The following is a 15,864-nucleotide window of genomic DNA, read 5'->3' as shown; positions in this document are numbered from 1 at the left end:
AGGCTTTAGAATTCCCCGGTAAGTTTGAAATTGAAGATCGGCTGCACGGAAAGGTCCTGCGTCTCTCTGAACAGCAGCGGCGAGCGATCGCGATAGCCATCGTAAACGAAGCGATCCTGCAACGCGCGTCCATCCGTGAGATTAAAGATGGAGAGGTTAGCGGTCATCCCGAAAACGTCCTTATGCTCGATAAAGGCATAGGTGTATGTCGGGCCTTCATAGTTCAGCCCCATCTCTCCCAGCCGGTAATATGGCAGGGTGTGATTGTATTCCAGACCTGCGCCCCATGCCCAGTCGCTGCCGGGAATGTCGTGGCGTAGCTCCACATCCACCTCACGGTCCTGATGGCCGCCGAAGCTGCGGCTTTCGCCGGTCAGCGGATCGGTCAGCTCGGATTCTTCCAGTTGCAATGTGACCTCAAGCTGTGCGCCCTTGAAGCCGATTGTGTCGAGCTGGAATGTGCTGTTCCAGCGAATGCCGTAAATCGTCGCGCTGTCGATATTGCCGTGCGTCTCCAGCCCGCCCTCGACCGGGATGAATTCGATATAATCCTCGATCGACCTGGCAAAGACGGTGAGTTCCGTGCTGCCCCAACTGCCCAGATCCTTCACCACCTCAAGATCGACCTCCCAGCTTTGCGAGGGCACAAGCTCCACATTGCCTGCATTGAGCTGGTTCTGGTTGAGAGAAACGCTGGCGAGGAAATCGCCGAAGGACAGCTGTCCTACCGTGCGCGCCAGTTCCAGCGAAATATCCAGCCCCTCCTCGGCTTGCCATGCAAGGTTCACAGAGCCCTTGGGGCGATAGAAGCTGCGCGTCAGCCCGCCTGCGCCGGTTTGCGCGATTGTCGAATATTCACCGCCTGCGCCAATCTGGATAGAGAGGTTGTCTGCCAGCGATCGGCTGTGCGTGAGTATCGTTTCGTAGCGATCCTCTGTCACCCCGCCCGTGCCATTGGGAAAAGCGATCTCCACAAACTCGCCCGATGGATCGAGATCGAACAATTGCGACGTACGATCCAGCCGGTTGAACGCAGCCTCTGCATCCAGCTGCCAGTCACCGCCCAGCATGTTCCAGCTGTATTCGGCCCTGCCGATGCGCTCTCCGCCTTCGGTGAACGAGGCAAAGCGGCTGCCGATGTCGGCGCTGCCATCCTCGAAGACCAGGATGGAATCGGCTCGCCCGCGGTTGCGACTGTAGCGTTCCAGACCGATCAGCTTCAGCTTGCCGGGACCGAGGCCGAACTGGATATCGCCGCCTAATTCATAGGCCCACCCGCGATCGCGTGCCTCGAAATTTCGCTGTCGGTCCACGCCGGTGGCCAGATCGCGAAATTGGAAGTCGCGATAATTCTCATAATTGCGGCGATAATTGCCATTTGCGTTGATCACCGTGCCGCCCGGACTGGTCCACTGTACCTGTCCCGAGACCTTCGGAAAGTCGCCGACGAACTGCATGCTGATGTCGCGCGTTTCCAGCAGGTTTCCGTCGGGGTCGAAGATGAAGGCCTCTCCCCCGCCCGCTCCGCCGCGCCCCACGCCGTTGGACAGCGCCACCGTCCATTCCAGCGATTCGCCCGCGCCGCTGATCGACACCTCGCCGCCGATGAAGCTCGGCTCGGCATATTTGGGGCGGAAGCCCGCGCGATAGGTGAAACGGCCACTTAGCGGATCGGGCCGGGTGATGACATTGGCGACCTGTCCGGAAAGACCGGCGATACCCAGCGTCGCGCCATCCACGATCTCGATCCGTTCCACACGGTCGCTGCCGATCCGCTGTAGCTGCGTGAAAATCCCGTCCGACTTGTTGGTTATCCGCTCCCCGTCGATCAGCACGTTGGCGCTGGCCTGGCCCAGCCCGCGCTGGCCGTCTTCCCCGCGCACGGTAAAGCCTGGCACTTCGCTCAGCATGTCGAGCGCGTTGCGCGGGGCGAAGCGTGCAAAATCGGCAGGCAGGAATATGCGCTTGCCGCTGGCGGTATCGATTGCGTCGGGCGGCGGGGCGATGCTGTCTGCCTGCGTCTCAGATTGCGCGTCCTGCTCCTGATCCTGGGCATATGCCGGATTGGCGGCAGCCGCCGCGGCGATGGCTGCACTGGCCATCAGATAATGCTTCCAAACCAAAACCATCCCTCAATCTCACCCTTCAACCACATTTGTAATCGTGATGGTTACAGGGGAAACCGGAGGTCAGCGCCGCCGTTCATCGACAAACGCCGTCCATCTGCCGACCAAACGACGAACGATCGACGGGGTCCGATAAACGGAATCTGAAGGCCTTGTGCCCACACCCCCTTGAACCCGCAGCCTCAAAACGCGACATAGGCTTCGCAACACGAGAGAAGGACCACGCATGTTCGACCTGTTCGGCGACAAGAAAGACCAGTTTACCACCGACCCCGTCACCGGCGCACTTGTGCCCGTCGTCGTTGAATCGACCAGCCGCGGAGAGCGCAGCTTCGATATCTTCAGCCGCCTGCTGCGCGAACGCATCGTCTTCGTCACGGGCCAGGTTGAAGACAACATGGCCAGCCTGATCGTGGCCCAGCTGTTGTTCCTCGAATCCGAGAATTCGCAGGACATCTCCATGTATATCAACTCGCCCGGCGGCGTGGTGACAGCCGGCATGGCGATCCATGACACCATGCAGTACATCAAGCCGAAGGTGCGCACCGTGGTGGTGGGCCAGGCGGCTTCGATGGGCAGCTTCCTGCTGGCAGCGGGTGAGCCCGGTATGCGCGTGGCCCTGCCCAATGCGCGCGTGATGGTTCACCAGCCCAGCGGCGGTGCCCGCGGCATGGCATCCGACATCGAGATCCAGGCGCGCGAAATCCTGCGAATTCGCAAGCGGATGAACGATCTCTACGTCGAATATACCGGCCAGAGCCTTTCCGATATCGAAAAGGCGATGGATCGCGACACTTTCCTGGAGGCCGAGGAAGCCAAGAAATTCGGCATCGTAGATGCGGTTTTCGCGCATCGTCCCAAGGGTGATACGGAGCATGATCGCGACGGCACCGGCGGCGCGCCGACCAAGGACAGCGAATAGGCGCACGGCCCGCATGGATGGTGTTTGCAGTCGTCAATCGCCGTCATGCGGGCTGTAGCATTTTGGCAACCCTGTCCCTTCAGGCTGGCGCAAGCCGGGGATGCTAGGGTCCAAGCGATTGATATTCAGCATGCCTGCCCTAGATTGGTAGGCTGATTCTCCCGCGCCCCGTGCTATCCGAAGGCACAGGACCGGGCGCATAGGACGAAGGTTATGACCAAGTTGAGCGGAACAGATAGCAAGAGCACCCTCTATTGCAGCTTCTGCGGCAAGAGCCAGCACGAGGTGCGCAAGCTGATTGCAGGCCCTACAGTATTCATCTGCGATGAGTGCGTGGAGCTGTGCAACGATATCATCCGCGAGGAGGCCAAGAGCGGCCTTGGCGGTCGCAAGGATGGCGGCGTGCCTGCCCCCATCGACATTTGCGACACGCTGAATGATTACGTGATCGGCCAGGAACGCGCCAAGCGCGTGCTCTCCGTCGCCGTGCACAACCATTACAAGCGGTTGAAGCATTCGGGCAAGCAGGGCGATGTTGAACTGGCAAAGTCGAACATTCTCCTCGTCGGCCCCACCGGCAGCGGCAAGACTCTGCTGGCGCAGACGCTGGCGCGCACGTTCGACGTGCCCTTCACCATGGCCGATGCCACGACGCTGACTGAAGCCGGTTACGTGGGTGAGGACGTGGAGAACATCATCCTCAAGCTGCTGCAAAGCTCCGACTACAATGTCGAGAAGGCGCAGCAGGGCATCGTCTATATCGACGAGATCGACAAGATCACCCGCAAGGCGGAAAACCCCTCCATCACGCGCGATGTATCGGGCGAAGGCGTTCAGCAGGCTCTGCTGAAGCTGATGGAAGGCACCACCGCCTCCGTTCCGCCGCAGGGCGGGCGTAAGCATCCGCAGCAGGAATTCCTGCAGGTGGACACCACCAACATCCTGTTCATCGTGGGCGGCGCGTTTGCCGGCCTGGAAAAGATCATTGCCGATCGCCTGCAGAAGCGGTCCATCGGTTTCGGTGCCAACGTGGAAGATCCCACCAAGGCCAAGATCGGTGAGATGCTTGAAAAGTGCGAGCCGGAAGACCTGCTGAAATTCGGCCTCATCCCCGAATTCGTAGGCCGTCTGCCCGTGATCGCCACGCTGCACGATCTGGATACCGATGCGTTGGTCACGATCCTGAAGGAACCGAAGAACGCGCTGGTGAAGCAATACGCCAAGCTGTTCGAGCTGGAAGAGGTGGAACTCACCTTCACCGACGAGGCGCTGGAAGCCATCGCCAAGAAGGCGATCAAGCGCAAGACCGGCGCGCGCGGCCTGCGCTCCATCGTGGAGGGCCTGCTGCTCGATACCATGTTCGATCTGCCGAGCATGGAAGACGTGTCCGAAGTGGTCGTTGATGCAGACGTGGTGGAGGGCCGCAAGGAGCCCGTTCGCGTGCTGGCCAACGACAATGGGAAAAAGAAGGAAGCAGCGGCGTAATCGCCTGCTGCTTCCCGCCTCCCACCCGGTTCTCACTACCCGGCTATAATCACAGGCCCGAAAGGGCCTCACACCCGCGCGCCTGAAATCCGGGCGCGCCTGACGATCCCCGCGCTGCGGGGCAAGAAGGAGCTATACTATGCCGACCAATTCCGAACTCGCCGCCAAGATGTTGCGCGATGCTTCCATGTTCTTCCGCCAGGTGGGCGAACAGAACCCGCCCGTGGCAGAGCAGATGAACCAGAACGCCGCCGTTTATGACCAGGTGGCTCAGCTGGTCGAATCCGATCCCACCGGCGAAGTGCCGACGCAGGATCCGAGCGAAGCGCAAGCGCAGCCCAGCGAATAAGCGATAAGCTTTCGAAATAAGCCCCGTTCCGCATCTGCCGGAGCGGGGCTTTTTGCTGTCTGCTAGCCCTGGCCCCTGCTCTAACCCTCGCCTGCCTTGCGCCTCTCGCCAAGCGCTCTCAGCCGATTCAAGGCATCCTGCGCCAGCACCTCGCGCGGGTTGTAATATCCATCGAAGCGGGGAATATCGCTGGCAAAGCTGACCCATGGCATCGCTTCGGCAGTGAATATCTGAACATCGGGGGTAATGCTGCCGGGATCGTCCAGCGATCCTGCCCGCACGGCCACCATCAGGCGGCCCATGCGGCCATAATAGCTGAAAAGCGCGGTCGCGCAGTCACGGCAACGCGCAATCGTGTGCGGTGCACCGCTGCCTCCGGGGAAGACATGCTCCTCCAGCTCTCCTGACAGCAATTGAAGGCGATCTGCTTCCCAGAAGCCGTTCACCACGCTGGTGGAGCCTGTTTGCTGCTGGCACTGGCGGCAATGGCAATTGTGCACCATCATCGGCTCACCCGTGATCCGATAGCGAACCAATCCGCAGGCACAGCCGCCTTCGCGCAGCCGCCCCTCGCTCATTCGCAATCTTCCAGGCATTGCTCGCGCGATATTTCCACCTGCAGGGTCACGTGGCCGATGGCGTGGCTGTGTTCCAGTGCATGGGCGGCATCGCGCAGGAAAGCGTCGCCCGGATGGCCGGCGGGCATCACCAGATGCGCCGTCAGCGCGGTCTCAGTCGTGCTCATCGGCCAGATATGAAGATCGTGCACGGCTTCCACCCCCGGCTGCCCTTCCAGGAACGCGCGAACCTTGCCCTCGTCCACACTGTCCGGCACGGCCAGCAGGCTCATCTTCACGCTGTCTTTCAGCAGGCCCCAGGTGCCCCAGGCGATCACCGCCACGATCACCAGGCTGACGATGGGATCGATCACGGCGATGTTGGTCATCAGGATGGCAACGCCAGCGATTACCACGCCCACGCTGACCAGCGCATCTGCCGCCATGTGCAGAAAGGCGCCGCGAATATTCAGATCGTCCTTGCGCCCGCGCATGAACATCAGCGCGGTTGCCGTGTTGATCACGATGCCGATGCCCGCCACCCAGATCATGGTCCAGCCCTGCGGTTCTACCGGGTCCAGCAGCCGATCCACCGTTTCGATCAGGATCGCGCCGATCGCCACCAGCAGCAGCACGGCATTGGCAAAGGCGGCCAGGATGGTGGAGCTTTTTAGGCCATAGGTAAAACGCGAGGAGGGCGGCTTTTTCGCCGCGATGCTGGCGCCCCAGGCGATCAGCAGGCCCAGCACATCGGAAAGATTGTGGCCCGCATCCGCCACCAGCGCCATGGAGCCGGAGAGGAAGCCAAAGGTCGCCTCCACGATAACGAATGCGGTGTTGAGCACCACGCCAATGGCAAAGGCGCGCCCGAAATCGGCAGGCGCGTGGCTGTGCCCGTGGCCACCACCGTGCCCGTGTCCTGAGGCATGATCATGCCCGTGCGAGTGTGAGTGCCCTGCGCCCATTCAACCTATTCGTAGACGCAACTATCCAGCCCGTCACGCCTTACTACGCCAATGCGTGCCTCGATAGTATTGCCATAGCGCGCCGTAAAGCCGCCGGGATTCTTCGCCTCGCGTGTCTTTGGCGATGGAAGGATGGCCGCAATGCGACTGGCCTCATCGGCGGAGAGACGCGCGGCGGAATGGCCGAAATATCGCTGCGCCCCGCTTTCCACGCCATAGGTGCCCAGCCCCGTTTCCGCGACATTGAGATAGACTTCCATGATGCGCCGCTTGTCCCAAAGGTTCTCGATCAGGACGGTGAAATAGGCCTCCAGCCCTTTGCGAAACCAGCCGCCGCCCTGCCACAGGAACACGTTCTTGGCGGTTTGCTGGCTGATGGTGGAGGCGCCGCGCTGGCGTTCCCCCCGCGCACGTTCTTCCAGCGCATCCTCGATGGCTTCGCGGTCAAAACCGTCATGCTCGCAGAACTTGCCGTCCTCGGCCGCGATTACGGCGGACACCATATTGCGATCGATCCGGCTCAGCGGCTCCCAGTCGCGCGTCACGCTGTGCTCGTCCATCAGCATGGTGGCGGTGTAGGTAACAGGCACGAAGCGAAACAGGATCACCAGCCCTACGCTGATGATTACAAACCACAAGACGAGCTTCACCACCCACCAGAACACGCGTGCTATCATGCGACACCGTGTAGGGCGGATTGCCACTGAATGCCAATATCTGCTTGTCGTGAATGCGTTGCTCTGGTTGTTTATCGCCGTTCCACAGGGGGAGATTACCGATGCACATTAACCCGAAATTTCGTGGTGCCTTGCTGGCGGCCTCTGTCGTCGCGCTCTCTCACCAGTCCGCCACCGCGCAAGCGGGGCCGGAGGCTGTGCAGGAAGCTGTTGAAACGCAGTATGATTCGCATCTGGAAGACCTGTTCATCTGGTTCCATCAGAATCCTGAACTTTCCCTCCTTGAAAGCAACACGGCCGCGCGCATGGCCGCTGAACTGCGCGCTGCCGGGCTGGAGGTCACAGAGGGTGTCGGTGGTACTGGCGTGGTGGGGATGCTGCGCAATGGCGATGGCCCGCTCATACTGCTGCGCGCTGATATGGATGGCCTTCCCGTAAAAGAGCGCAGCGGCCTGGAATACGCCTCCACCGTTACGCAAACCGGCCTGGATGGGCAGGAATATCCTGTGATGCACGCCTGCGGGCACGATGTGCACATCACATCGCTGGTGGGCACGGCGCGGCAGCTTGTCGCCATGCAGGATCAGTGGAGCGGCACGCTGATGTTCATCGTCCAGCCGGCAGAGGAACGGGTAGCCGGTGCAAAGGCCATGCTGGACGATGGCCTCTATGATCGCTTCGGCACACCCGATTATGCGCTGGCCTTCCATGTCTCCGCCGGGGAGCCGACCGGCACGATCATCGCCGCACCCGGCATCTTCGGCTCAAGCTCGGATTCGGTAAACCTGCACGTTCCCGGCATTGGCGCGCATGGCGCGTCGCCGCACGAAGGGCGGGACCCGATCTACATCGCATCGCAGATCGTCGTCGGCCTGCAGAGTATCGTCAGCCGCGAAACCAACCCGCTCACCCCTGCCGTGGTGACAGTGGGTGCCTTCAATGCGGGCAGCAAGCACAACATCATCGGTGAAGGCGCAGACCTGCAACTGACGGTGCGTGCCAATGACGAGGAAACGCGCGCCGCCACGATTGCCGCGATAGAGCGGATCGCCACCAACATTGGGCGCGCACACGGCCTGCCGGAGGACAAGTTGCCGAGCATCGAGGTGGTGGAAGGCACGCCTGTTACCTGGAACGAGCAGGAACTCGCCGATCGCCTGATCCCGGTTTTCGTCGAAACGTTTGGAGACGATGCCGTCGGACCGTACGAACAGGATGGCATGGGCGCAGAGGATTTCGCCTATTTTGTTGCCGACGAATATGGCGTGCCCGGCTTCTACTTCAGCGTGGGCGGCACCGCGCCGGAGGATATCGCCGCCGAGGAAGCAGGCGGACCGCCGGTGGCGTCCCACCACAGCCCGCTGTTCCGCATCGAACCGCGCGAATCCGTCACGCTGGGCACGCGGGCGATGGTGGCTGCGGTGCTGGATCTGGCAGGTTCGTAATCGCGGCTACTCCGATACTTGCGAACATGCGCCGCCGCAGCCCATCGTGTAACGCGCCAAGGGGATGCCCCAGGGGCCAAGCGCGGTCGCATCCACGCGTACATCCATAAGGCTGGGGAGCGAGGTGCTACCTTCCCCGCTGCCGGGGACTTCGCGCCAATTGGAGAAGCGCCATTGCTGCACCAGAACCAGATCGATGATCTGCTGCACCGGATTGTCGCGCATCCATGCAAGGGTATTGCGCGCCTCTGCCTCGTAACGGGGCGCAAGAGGGTGATCGGGCCACTCGCTCAGGTCAATGACGCGGGGCCAGAATGCAAGAAGGGCGATGGCCGCAAACAGCAGCCATCGCCCTTTTCGTGTCTTCAGGCGCAGGATATCACGCAGCCTGCGGCATCAGCCTTTCACCGGCGATGCGCTGCATGGCCTTCTGCAGCTTCTCGAACGCGCGCACCTCGATCTGGCGGATACGTTCGCGGCTCACGTCGTAAACCTGCGAAAGCTCTTCCAGCGTCTGCGGATTTTCCGTCAAGCGGCGCTCGGTCAGGATGTGCTGCTCACGCTCGTTGAGGGCGTCCATCGCCTCCACCAGCATTTCGCGGCGCACGTCTGCTTCCTCGGCGTCGGCAACGATGGTGTCCTGCAACGGACGGTCATCCGTCAGCCAGTCCATCCATTCGCCGCTGCCTTCTTCACCATTGCGCATCGGCGTGTTGAGCGAGCCATCGCCGCCCATCATCATCCGGCGGTTCATGTTGACCACTTCCTGCTCCGGCACGCCTAGATCGGTGGCGATCTTGTTTACGTCTTCCGGCGACAGGTCGGAGTCTTCATAAGCCTCCAGCTGCTTTTTCATGCGGCGAAGGTTGAAGAACAGCTTCTTCTGCGCGGCGGTGGTGCCCATTTTCACGAGGCTCCAGCTGCGCAGGATAAATTCCTGGATGCTGGCCTTGATCCACCACATGGCATAGGTCGCCAGGCGGAAACCGCGATCGGCCTCGAACTTCTTCACGCCCTGCATCAGGCCCACATTGCCTTCGGAGATCAGATCCGAGACCGGCAGGCCATAGCCGCGATAACCCATGGCGATCTTCGCCACGAGGCGCAGGTGGCTTTGCACCAGCTGCGCGGCGGCATCGGGGTCTTCGTGCTCTTCAAAACGCTTGGCGAGCATGTATTCCTGCTCCGGCGTCAGCACGGGAAATTTCTTGATTTCCGACAGATAGCGATTGAGCCCCTGCTCACCGCCCAGCGCCGGAACGCTTGATCTTACTTTACTCACGTGTCCCAAACCTTTCTTTGTCGTCGACCGCTCGTATCGGGCCCCTGATGGGCACCCGGTCTTGGTGGTCACATTGGGTGCGACTCTGTCTATAGCGCACCGCGGGACGATATAGGGTGCATTTCATCGATTGGAATGACCGGTTTCGTCGATCAGTTCCCGCATATCTGCCGGAATTTCGCTGGAAAACGACAGACGGTTACCTGTGGCGGGATGAACGAAGCCAAGCCGCGCGGCATGAAGTGCCTGTCGCTGGAAATCCAAGGCCTTGAGAATGGGCCTTAAAGGGGTTGGCGTGCGTCCGTACACAGGGTCCCCTATTAGCGCATGACCGATTGACGCAAGGTGAACCCGCACCTGGTGGGTTCGCCCTGTTTCAAGGCGGCACTCGATCAATGCGCAGTGGTCCAGCCGCTCCAGCGTTTTGAAATGCGTAACGGCGTGTTTCCCGCGCGACGAATCATCATCCAGCACCGCCATTTTCTTGCGGTCCCGGTCAGATCGGCCAAGCCGCGCGTTCACCGTGCCCGAAGGGGGCGCGGGATGGCCGCCGCATACGGCCAGATAGGCGCGCTCCATCGAATGGTCTGCGAACTGCTTTGCCAACCCTTCATGCGCTGCATCGGACTTGGCCACCACCAGCAGGCCGGATGTATCCTTGTCGATACGGTGGACGATGCCGGGCCGCGCCACGCCGCCGATACCGGAAAGTTGCCCGCGGCAGTGGTGCAGCAGTGCGTTCACCAAGGTGCCATCCGCGTTACCGGCAGCGGGGTGCACCACCATTCCGGCAGGCTTGTCCACCACGATCAGATGCTCATCCTCATAGGTGACAACTATGGGGATATCCTGTGGAAGAGCCTGTGGATTGCTTGGGGGTGGAAGGTGGATAGAAAAGCTCGATCCCGCTTGAGCTTTCGCCTTGGGGCTTTTTACGATTTCCCCGTTCAGGCTGATCATACCCTCTGCAATCAATGACTTGACGCGTTCACGTGACAAATTGGTCGCATCGGCCAGCGCCTTGTCCACGCGGGCCGCCGCCTGGATGCTGCCCGTGATGGTTTCTGCAGACGTTTCGGTACTGTTTTGTGGGCCGGCCATGCTAGGGTCCATGCGCAATGGGACTGCGGGTGGCAAGAGACGTGATGGAACTGCTTCGTGCTGAGGCAGACAAGTCGCGCCACAAAGAGTGCTGCGGCATCCTGCTGGGCACTTACCTGGGCGCTGGCTCAACCATAGCCGCCGCCCTGCCCGCCGCCAATGTCCACCCCCGCCCGCAGACGCATTTCGAAATCGATCCGCAGGCGCTGGTCAATGCTCACCGCGCAGCCCGCGCGGGCGGTCCGCAGGTGCTGGGCTATTACCATTCGCACCCGGACGGGCCGCCGCACCCCTCCGCAACCGATCGGGCCGAGGCGGCGCATGATGGCACCGTCTGGGCTATCGTGGCGCCGGGCGAAGGGGCGGAACATGACGTATCGTTCTGGCGGGACGACGAAAGCGGTTTCACCGCGCTTCCATACGCGATCGATGATGGCTAAGACGTCAACCAACGGGGCAAGACGGTTTTACTCGAACTGCCGGTGAGGTGCCAGCTGGCATTTCGGCAGCAAATATCTGAAGATCAACGCTTTATCCCGATATCGTGAAGTGACTTCCCGTCAACTTCGTCATCTTTGTTGTTAATGCTGATTGGCCGATACCTGAATGACTTCCTCCCTCGATCTCGCATCCCTGCTCTGCTCCCGCCTCTGCCACGATATGCTCAGCCCCGTCGGCGCCCTGAACAACGGGCTGGAATTGCTGGCGGATGAGAAGGACCCGGCGATGCGCCAGCGCTGCCTCGATCTGCTGGAACAAAGTGCGCGCGTATCGGCCAACAAGCTGAAGTTCTTCCGTCTCGCCTATGGTGCGGCAGGCGGCTTTGGCGAGCAGGTGCCGGTGGAGGAACCGCATGAATTGCTCACCTCGCTCACCGCTGCGGATGAGCGGCTGACGCTGGACTGGGCTGTCAGTGAGCAGACGCTGGCAAAGCCTGCGATCAAGGTTCTGCTGAACCTCGCTGCCATGGGTCTCGATTCGCTGGTTCGCGGCGGCACTTTGGCAGTGGGCGCGGAACGGACGGGCGGCCGGACGGAAATTGCCATTCGCGCCAGCGGCCCGCGCATCGCATTCGATGCCAATATCGGCAAGGCGCTGGACGGATCGCTGGGCGCCGATGAATTGTCGGGCCGAACCGCCCCTGCCCACCTTATCCGCCTGATCGTGGAGCGCGATGGCGGCGCGGTGCAATATCACCACGGAGACGATGCGCTGGTACTGGGTGCCATGCTGCCCGAACCAGAAGGCATGATCGGTTGAGCGATCCGCTGGTGCACCGGGAGGTAAGCTCCCCCAATTTCGATGAGCGCGCACTGCCCATTTCCATGGTGGTACTGCATTACACCGAGATGAAACCTGTCGAGAACGCGCTCGACAAGATGTGCAATCCGAAAGCCAAGGTCAGCGCGCATTACTGCATTACGGAGGGCGGCGAGGTCATCCAGCTGGTGCCTGAGGAAAAGCGCGCCTGGCACGCAGGCGTATCCTACTGGCGCGGGCATCGTGACGTAAACTCGGCCAGCATCGGGATAGAACTGGATCATCCGGGCCATGCAGGCGGCTATCGCGAATTTGCCGATGCGCAGTTCGAAGCGCTGGTTCCCCTGCTGAACCGGATGGTGAAGCAGCATGATATCCCGCGCGCCAATGTGGTGGGCCATTCCGACGTCGCGCCGGGGCGCAAGATCGATCCGGGTGAGCTGTTCCCATGGGATCGCCTGGCTGAATACGGCCTGTGCCTGCCGCGTCCGGAAAAGATTTCTCCCAACGATCCGTTCGACAATGATGCGTCATTCTACCTGGCGCTGGAACGGTTCGGCTATGACATCACCAACGGTCATGATGCGGTGGAGGCTTTCCAGCGGCGCTGGCGGCCTGAGAATATCGACGGCGAGATCGACGGCGAAGTGCGGGCGATCCTCTTCCAGTTGCTGCTGGACCGGGATCAGGGCCGCACCCGCTAATCCCGTCAGATCGACGCAGCGCCCTTCCCTAACACCCGACTTGCGCATATACGCCTGCACGCCGGGGAGCCGGGCAGCCGCGTCATCAATGTGCTTCGGCGCAAAGGTGTCGAGGAAAGTCCGGGCTCCACGAAACAAGGGTGGCGGGTAACGCCCGCCGTGGGCAACCGCAGGGAAAGTGCCACAGAGAGCAAACCGCCGATGGCCCGTCAAACGGCACAGGCAAGGGTGAAAGGGTGCGGTAAAAGCGCACCGGGGGGCTGGTAACAGTTCCCGTCATGGCAAACCCCACCCGGAGCAAGACCGCATAGGGGTCTCGCGCCTTTAAAAGGGCAGCAGCGTTTCGCTGCGAGAGACCCGGGTTGGTTGCTTGAGCGCGCGGGAGCAATCCCCCGCCGAGATGAATGGCTGCCCCCGCGGCGCTGATGTGTCAGCATATCGGCTGCGGGACAGAACCCGGCTTACAGGCTCCCCGGCAAATTATTCCACTTCATCGTGAGAACAGATGCTGATCTCGCCCCCGTCATCCAGCGCGGTGATGTAGCGGCGATTTTCGCCTTCCAGCACCAACGTAGTGAGCCGACCGCTGGCATAGGCACCGGTATCGATCCCGATTCGGTTGCCCTGGTCCACCGGCGCATCCGTAATCGTGTGGCCATGGATCACCACGCCCTCATGGGCGTCCCGGTAACTGAGGAACGGCTCCCTGATCCAGCGCAGCTTGGCTTCGCTCTGCTCGGCCAGCGGCAGGCCCGGCTCGATCCCGGCATGAACGAAAATATAATCACCGATGCTGACGATGTTTTCAAAGCTGGCGATAAAGTCCCGGTCGGACTGGGGGACCACCTTTTCCATGGCCTCCATGATCTCTTCCAGCGACGAGGCCGTGAAGAGCCGCTTGGGCAGGCCATAGCTCATCAGCGTTTCCCGGCCACCATGGCGCAGGAAATGGCGCAGCAGATCGACATCGTCGAAACTGCGCAGGAACATCTCCTCGTGATTGCCCGCCAGAATGCGCACGTCGCGAAATTTGCGCCATTCGCGTGCCAGGGCCAGCACGTTGACGCTGTCTGGCCCGCGATCGATCAGGTCACCCAGCAGGATCACCGTGGTGACCGCTGCGGGGTTGTCCCGATTGTCGATCTCGATCGCCTCGATCAGGGCGATCAGCAGATCGCTGCGGCCGTGGATATCGCCAACGGCATACACACGCTGCCCATCGGGCACATGCGCTGCAATCGCCGGGAGTTCTGGCTCCCGCTTCTTGGATCGGAAAAATTCAAACATGCTCAACTGTCTGGCTCACATAATCATAACGCCTGAGAGCGCAATCGGTTGGTAGTTGTGGGTGTGATGCTAGAAAATACATGTCGGTGTGCTGAATGTGGTGCAAAATAAGCACACTTTGTAGGGTGCATATCGCAGTCGCGTAATTTTTCTTGTGCAGCGCACAATACCTGTGCAAGATCATGTGGCTTTCGCGGCGAATTGGCGCACTAAAAGATGCCAGCACGCGATCGGCGCAGGTGGGACGAAGCAACAGTTCACCAAAGCAATTGAGGGAAATTGCCCATGCTTACGTCCGTCCGCAGCCTTACGGCTGCTTCTGTTTTCGCACTTTCTGCCGCTTTCGCAGCGCCTGCCATGGCGCAGGACGATGATGGCGGTATCGGTGTCGAGGTTTCGGCAAATGTCGCCATGGTCAGCGAATATCGCTTCCGCGGTGTCGATCTGTCCGGTGGCGAATTCGCCATCCAGGGCGGCGTCGATGTCGGCCTGCCCGCCGGTTTCTATGTCGGCACCTGGGCATCTTCACTTGATGAACAGACCGTTGGCTACGGCAGCACCGAACTTGACCTCTACGGCGGCTGGGCCGGAGAATTCGGCAACATCTCCACCGATGTTGGCGTCATCATGTACATCTATCCCGATGCCGGCCCCGGCGATTTCGACTATGTCGAATTCTACGGCTCCGTTGGCGCAGCGGTTGGCCCGGCAGAAGTAACCGTCGGCATCGCCTACGCTCCTGACCAGGATTCGCTGGGCAGCACCGATAACTTCTACATCTATTCCGATGTGGGCGTTGGCGTACCGGGCACCCCGATCAGCCTGACCGGCCATGTCGGCTACACCGATGGCTTCCTTACCTTCACCACAGATGGCGAAGCGTTCGACTATTCCGTCGGCGCGGAAGTTGCCATCGCCGGCACGCCGCTGGCCGTTGGCGTTTCCTACGTCGGCGTTGAAGGCGACGGCATCATCGATCCAGGTGGCACCTTCACCAGCGATGGCGTTGTCGTCACGCTGGGCGCCAGCTTCTAAAGTCTATCGCGCAAAGCGAGGAACGGGAGGGCCCGCACCGGCAATGGTGCGGGCCCTTTCGTTTGCGCCCTTTGATTTGCTTAAGCCGCGCGGGACCATTATCGAGGTCGCTGACACGCTTGCAAGCAGGCGCGCGGGTCTTGCCCCGCCTGCACAGCGACAAACGGAGTTTTCAACGATGGTCCATTATCTTCACACCATGATCCGGGTGACAGACGCCGAAGCCACTCTGGATTTCTTCAAGCTGATCGGTCTGGAAGAGGTGCGCCGCAAGGATGTGCCACAGGGTCGCTTTACCCTGATCTTTCTGGCCGCACCGGGACAGGAGGACGTGGCAGAGCTTGAACTCACCTATAACTGGCCCCCTGAAGATGGCAGCGCGCCCGAAACCTATGACGGCGGGCGCAATTTCGGCCACCTCGCCTACCGCGTGGACAATATCTATGACACCTGCCAGCGCCTGATGGACGCGGGCGTCACCATCAATCGGCCGCCACGCGATGGGCACATGGCTTTCGTGCGTTCGCCCGACGGCATCAGCGTGGAGCTGTTGCAGGATGGCACTCTGGACCCGCAGGAACCGTGGGCCAGCATGGAGAACACGGGAAGCTGGTAAGCGGTTTGCAGGGGGCTTCCCCTTGCTATTCGCGCCCGCGCCCTCCACCTGCG

General features: G+C 61.1%; 17 protein-coding genes and 1 other RNA gene. 10 read left to right on the top strand and 8 right to left on the bottom strand.

All coding sequences use genetic code 11. The features are described from left to right. Nucleotides 1–5: 5 nt before the first annotated feature. Entirely contained in the window at nucleotides 6–2,102 is a 2,097-nt protein-coding gene (locus GRF63_RS05160; protein ID WP_160484874.1) for a TonB-dependent receptor plug domain-containing protein, read from the bottom strand. A gap of 250 nt (nucleotides 2,103–2,352) precedes the next feature. On the opposite strand from GRF63_RS05160, the gene GRF63_RS05155 reads away from it, so the two are divergent. The 3 genes from GRF63_RS05155 (at nucleotide 2,353) to GRF63_RS05145 (ending at nucleotide 4,882) form a co-directional block, all read left to right on the top strand. Continuing rightward, on the top strand, nucleotides 2,353–3,048 hold the full coding sequence (locus GRF63_RS05155; protein ID WP_160484873.1) for an ATP-dependent Clp protease proteolytic subunit: 696 nt from the start codon (nucleotides 2,353–2,355) through the stop codon (nucleotides 3,046–3,048). A gap of 213 nt (nucleotides 3,049–3,261) precedes the next feature. Further along, complete coding sequence (gene clpX / locus GRF63_RS05150; RefSeq protein WP_160484872.1) at nucleotides 3,262–4,533, top strand: ATP-dependent Clp protease ATP-binding subunit ClpX; 1,272 nt, start codon at nucleotides 3,262–3,264, stop codon at nucleotides 4,531–4,533. A gap of 139 nt (nucleotides 4,534–4,672) precedes the next feature. Next, nucleotides 4,673–4,882 carry a hypothetical protein gene (locus GRF63_RS05145; RefSeq protein WP_160484871.1) on the top strand — a complete coding sequence of 70 codons (210 nt, stop codon included), beginning with the start codon at nucleotides 4,673–4,675 and terminating at the stop codon, nucleotides 4,880–4,882. Between the two features lie 80 nt (nucleotides 4,883–4,962). On the opposite strand, the gene GRF63_RS05140 is transcribed toward GRF63_RS05145, so the two are convergent. From GRF63_RS05140 to mtgA, 3 genes are read right to left on the bottom strand one after another with little or no spacing between them, the layout of a single operon-like run. After that, complete coding sequence (locus GRF63_RS05140; RefSeq protein WP_160484870.1) at nucleotides 4,963–5,460, bottom strand: GFA family protein; 498 nt, start codon at nucleotides 5,458–5,460, stop codon at nucleotides 4,963–4,965. Then, nucleotides 5,457–6,404, bottom strand: a complete 948-nt coding sequence (locus GRF63_RS05135) for a cation diffusion facilitator family transporter (RefSeq protein WP_160484869.1) — start codon at nucleotides 6,402–6,404, stop codon at nucleotides 5,457–5,459. The genes GRF63_RS05140 and GRF63_RS05135 overlap by 4 nt, the downstream gene beginning before the upstream one ends. 5 nt (nucleotides 6,405–6,409) lie before the next feature. Beyond that, entirely contained in the window at nucleotides 6,410–7,081 is a 672-nt protein-coding gene (mtgA, locus tag GRF63_RS05130) for a monofunctional biosynthetic peptidoglycan transglycosylase (protein ID WP_160484868.1), read from the bottom strand. A 101-nt stretch (nucleotides 7,082–7,182) separates the two neighbouring features. Between mtgA and GRF63_RS05125 the strand changes: the two genes are divergently transcribed. Next, nucleotides 7,183–8,526 carry an amidohydrolase gene (locus GRF63_RS05125; protein WP_160484867.1) on the top strand — a complete coding sequence of 448 codons (1,344 nt, stop codon included), beginning with the start codon at nucleotides 7,183–7,185 and terminating at the stop codon, nucleotides 8,524–8,526. Nucleotides 8,527–8,532: 6 nt separating this feature from the next. On the opposite strand, the gene GRF63_RS05120 is transcribed toward GRF63_RS05125, so the two are convergent. From GRF63_RS05120 to GRF63_RS05110, 3 genes are all read right to left on the bottom strand, one after another. Further along, nucleotides 8,533–8,751, bottom strand: coding sequence for a hypothetical protein (locus tag GRF63_RS05120; RefSeq protein ID WP_160484866.1), 219 nt, complete (start codon nucleotides 8,749–8,751; stop codon nucleotides 8,533–8,535). A gap of 154 nt (nucleotides 8,752–8,905) precedes the next feature. Next, on the bottom strand, nucleotides 8,906–9,808 hold the full coding sequence (rpoH, locus tag GRF63_RS05115) for an RNA polymerase sigma factor RpoH (RefSeq protein ID WP_337189615.1): 903 nt from the start codon (nucleotides 9,806–9,808) through the stop codon (nucleotides 8,906–8,908). A 123-nt stretch (nucleotides 9,809–9,931) separates the two neighbouring features. Further along, nucleotides 9,932–10,909, bottom strand: a complete 978-nt coding sequence (locus GRF63_RS05110; RefSeq protein WP_160484865.1) for an RluA family pseudouridine synthase — start codon at nucleotides 10,907–10,909, stop codon at nucleotides 9,932–9,934. 44 nt (nucleotides 10,910–10,953) lie between these two features. Between GRF63_RS05110 and GRF63_RS05105 the strand changes: the two genes are divergently transcribed. The 4 genes from GRF63_RS05105 to rnpB all read left to right on the top strand — a co-directional run bounded on the left by GRF63_RS05105 (nucleotide 10,954) and on the right by rnpB (nucleotide 13,353). Further along, nucleotides 10,954–11,349: a M67 family metallopeptidase gene (locus GRF63_RS05105; RefSeq protein ID WP_237392288.1), complete on the top strand. Its 396-nt coding sequence runs from the start codon at nucleotides 10,954–10,956 to the stop codon at nucleotides 11,347–11,349. A 166-nt stretch (nucleotides 11,350–11,515) separates the two neighbouring features. After that, nucleotides 11,516–12,169, top strand: coding sequence for a histidine phosphotransferase family protein (locus tag GRF63_RS05100; protein WP_160484863.1), 654 nt, complete (start codon nucleotides 11,516–11,518; stop codon nucleotides 12,167–12,169). A 65-nt stretch (nucleotides 12,170–12,234) separates the two neighbouring features. Further along, on the top strand, nucleotides 12,235–12,873 hold the full coding sequence (locus tag GRF63_RS05095; protein WP_419865952.1) for an N-acetylmuramoyl-L-alanine amidase: 639 nt from the start codon (nucleotides 12,235–12,237) through the stop codon (nucleotides 12,871–12,873). A 61-nt stretch (nucleotides 12,874–12,934) separates the two neighbouring features. After that, an RNA gene (rnpB, locus tag GRF63_RS05090) (RNase P RNA component class A) lies at nucleotides 12,935–13,353 on the top strand. On the opposite strand, the gene GRF63_RS05085 is transcribed toward rnpB, so the two are convergent. Continuing rightward, nucleotides 13,354–14,160 carry a metallophosphoesterase family protein gene (locus tag GRF63_RS05085; RefSeq protein ID WP_160484861.1) on the bottom strand — a complete coding sequence of 269 codons (807 nt, stop codon included), beginning with the start codon at nucleotides 14,158–14,160 and terminating at the stop codon, nucleotides 13,354–13,356. Nucleotides 14,161–14,445: 285 nt separating this feature from the next. On the opposite strand from GRF63_RS05085, the gene GRF63_RS05080 reads away from it, so the two are divergent. Next, nucleotides 14,446–15,195 carry a TorF family putative porin gene (locus tag GRF63_RS05080; protein WP_160484860.1) on the top strand — a complete coding sequence of 250 codons (750 nt, stop codon included), beginning with the start codon at nucleotides 14,446–14,448 and terminating at the stop codon, nucleotides 15,193–15,195. A 178-nt stretch (nucleotides 15,196–15,373) separates the two neighbouring features. Further along, nucleotides 15,374–15,811, top strand: coding sequence for a VOC family protein (locus tag GRF63_RS05075; protein ID WP_160484859.1), 438 nt, complete (start codon nucleotides 15,374–15,376; stop codon nucleotides 15,809–15,811). Nucleotides 15,812–15,864 lie beyond the last annotated feature (53 nt).

It is taken from the genome of Aurantiacibacter rhizosphaerae (assembly GCF_009807005.1).
Lineage (GTDB): Bacteria > Pseudomonadota > Alphaproteobacteria > Sphingomonadales > Sphingomonadaceae > Alteraurantiacibacter > Alteraurantiacibacter rhizosphaerae.
The sequence above is the reverse complement of the archived record's forward strand: the minus strand, read 5'-3'. Positions and strand labels throughout refer to the sequence as shown.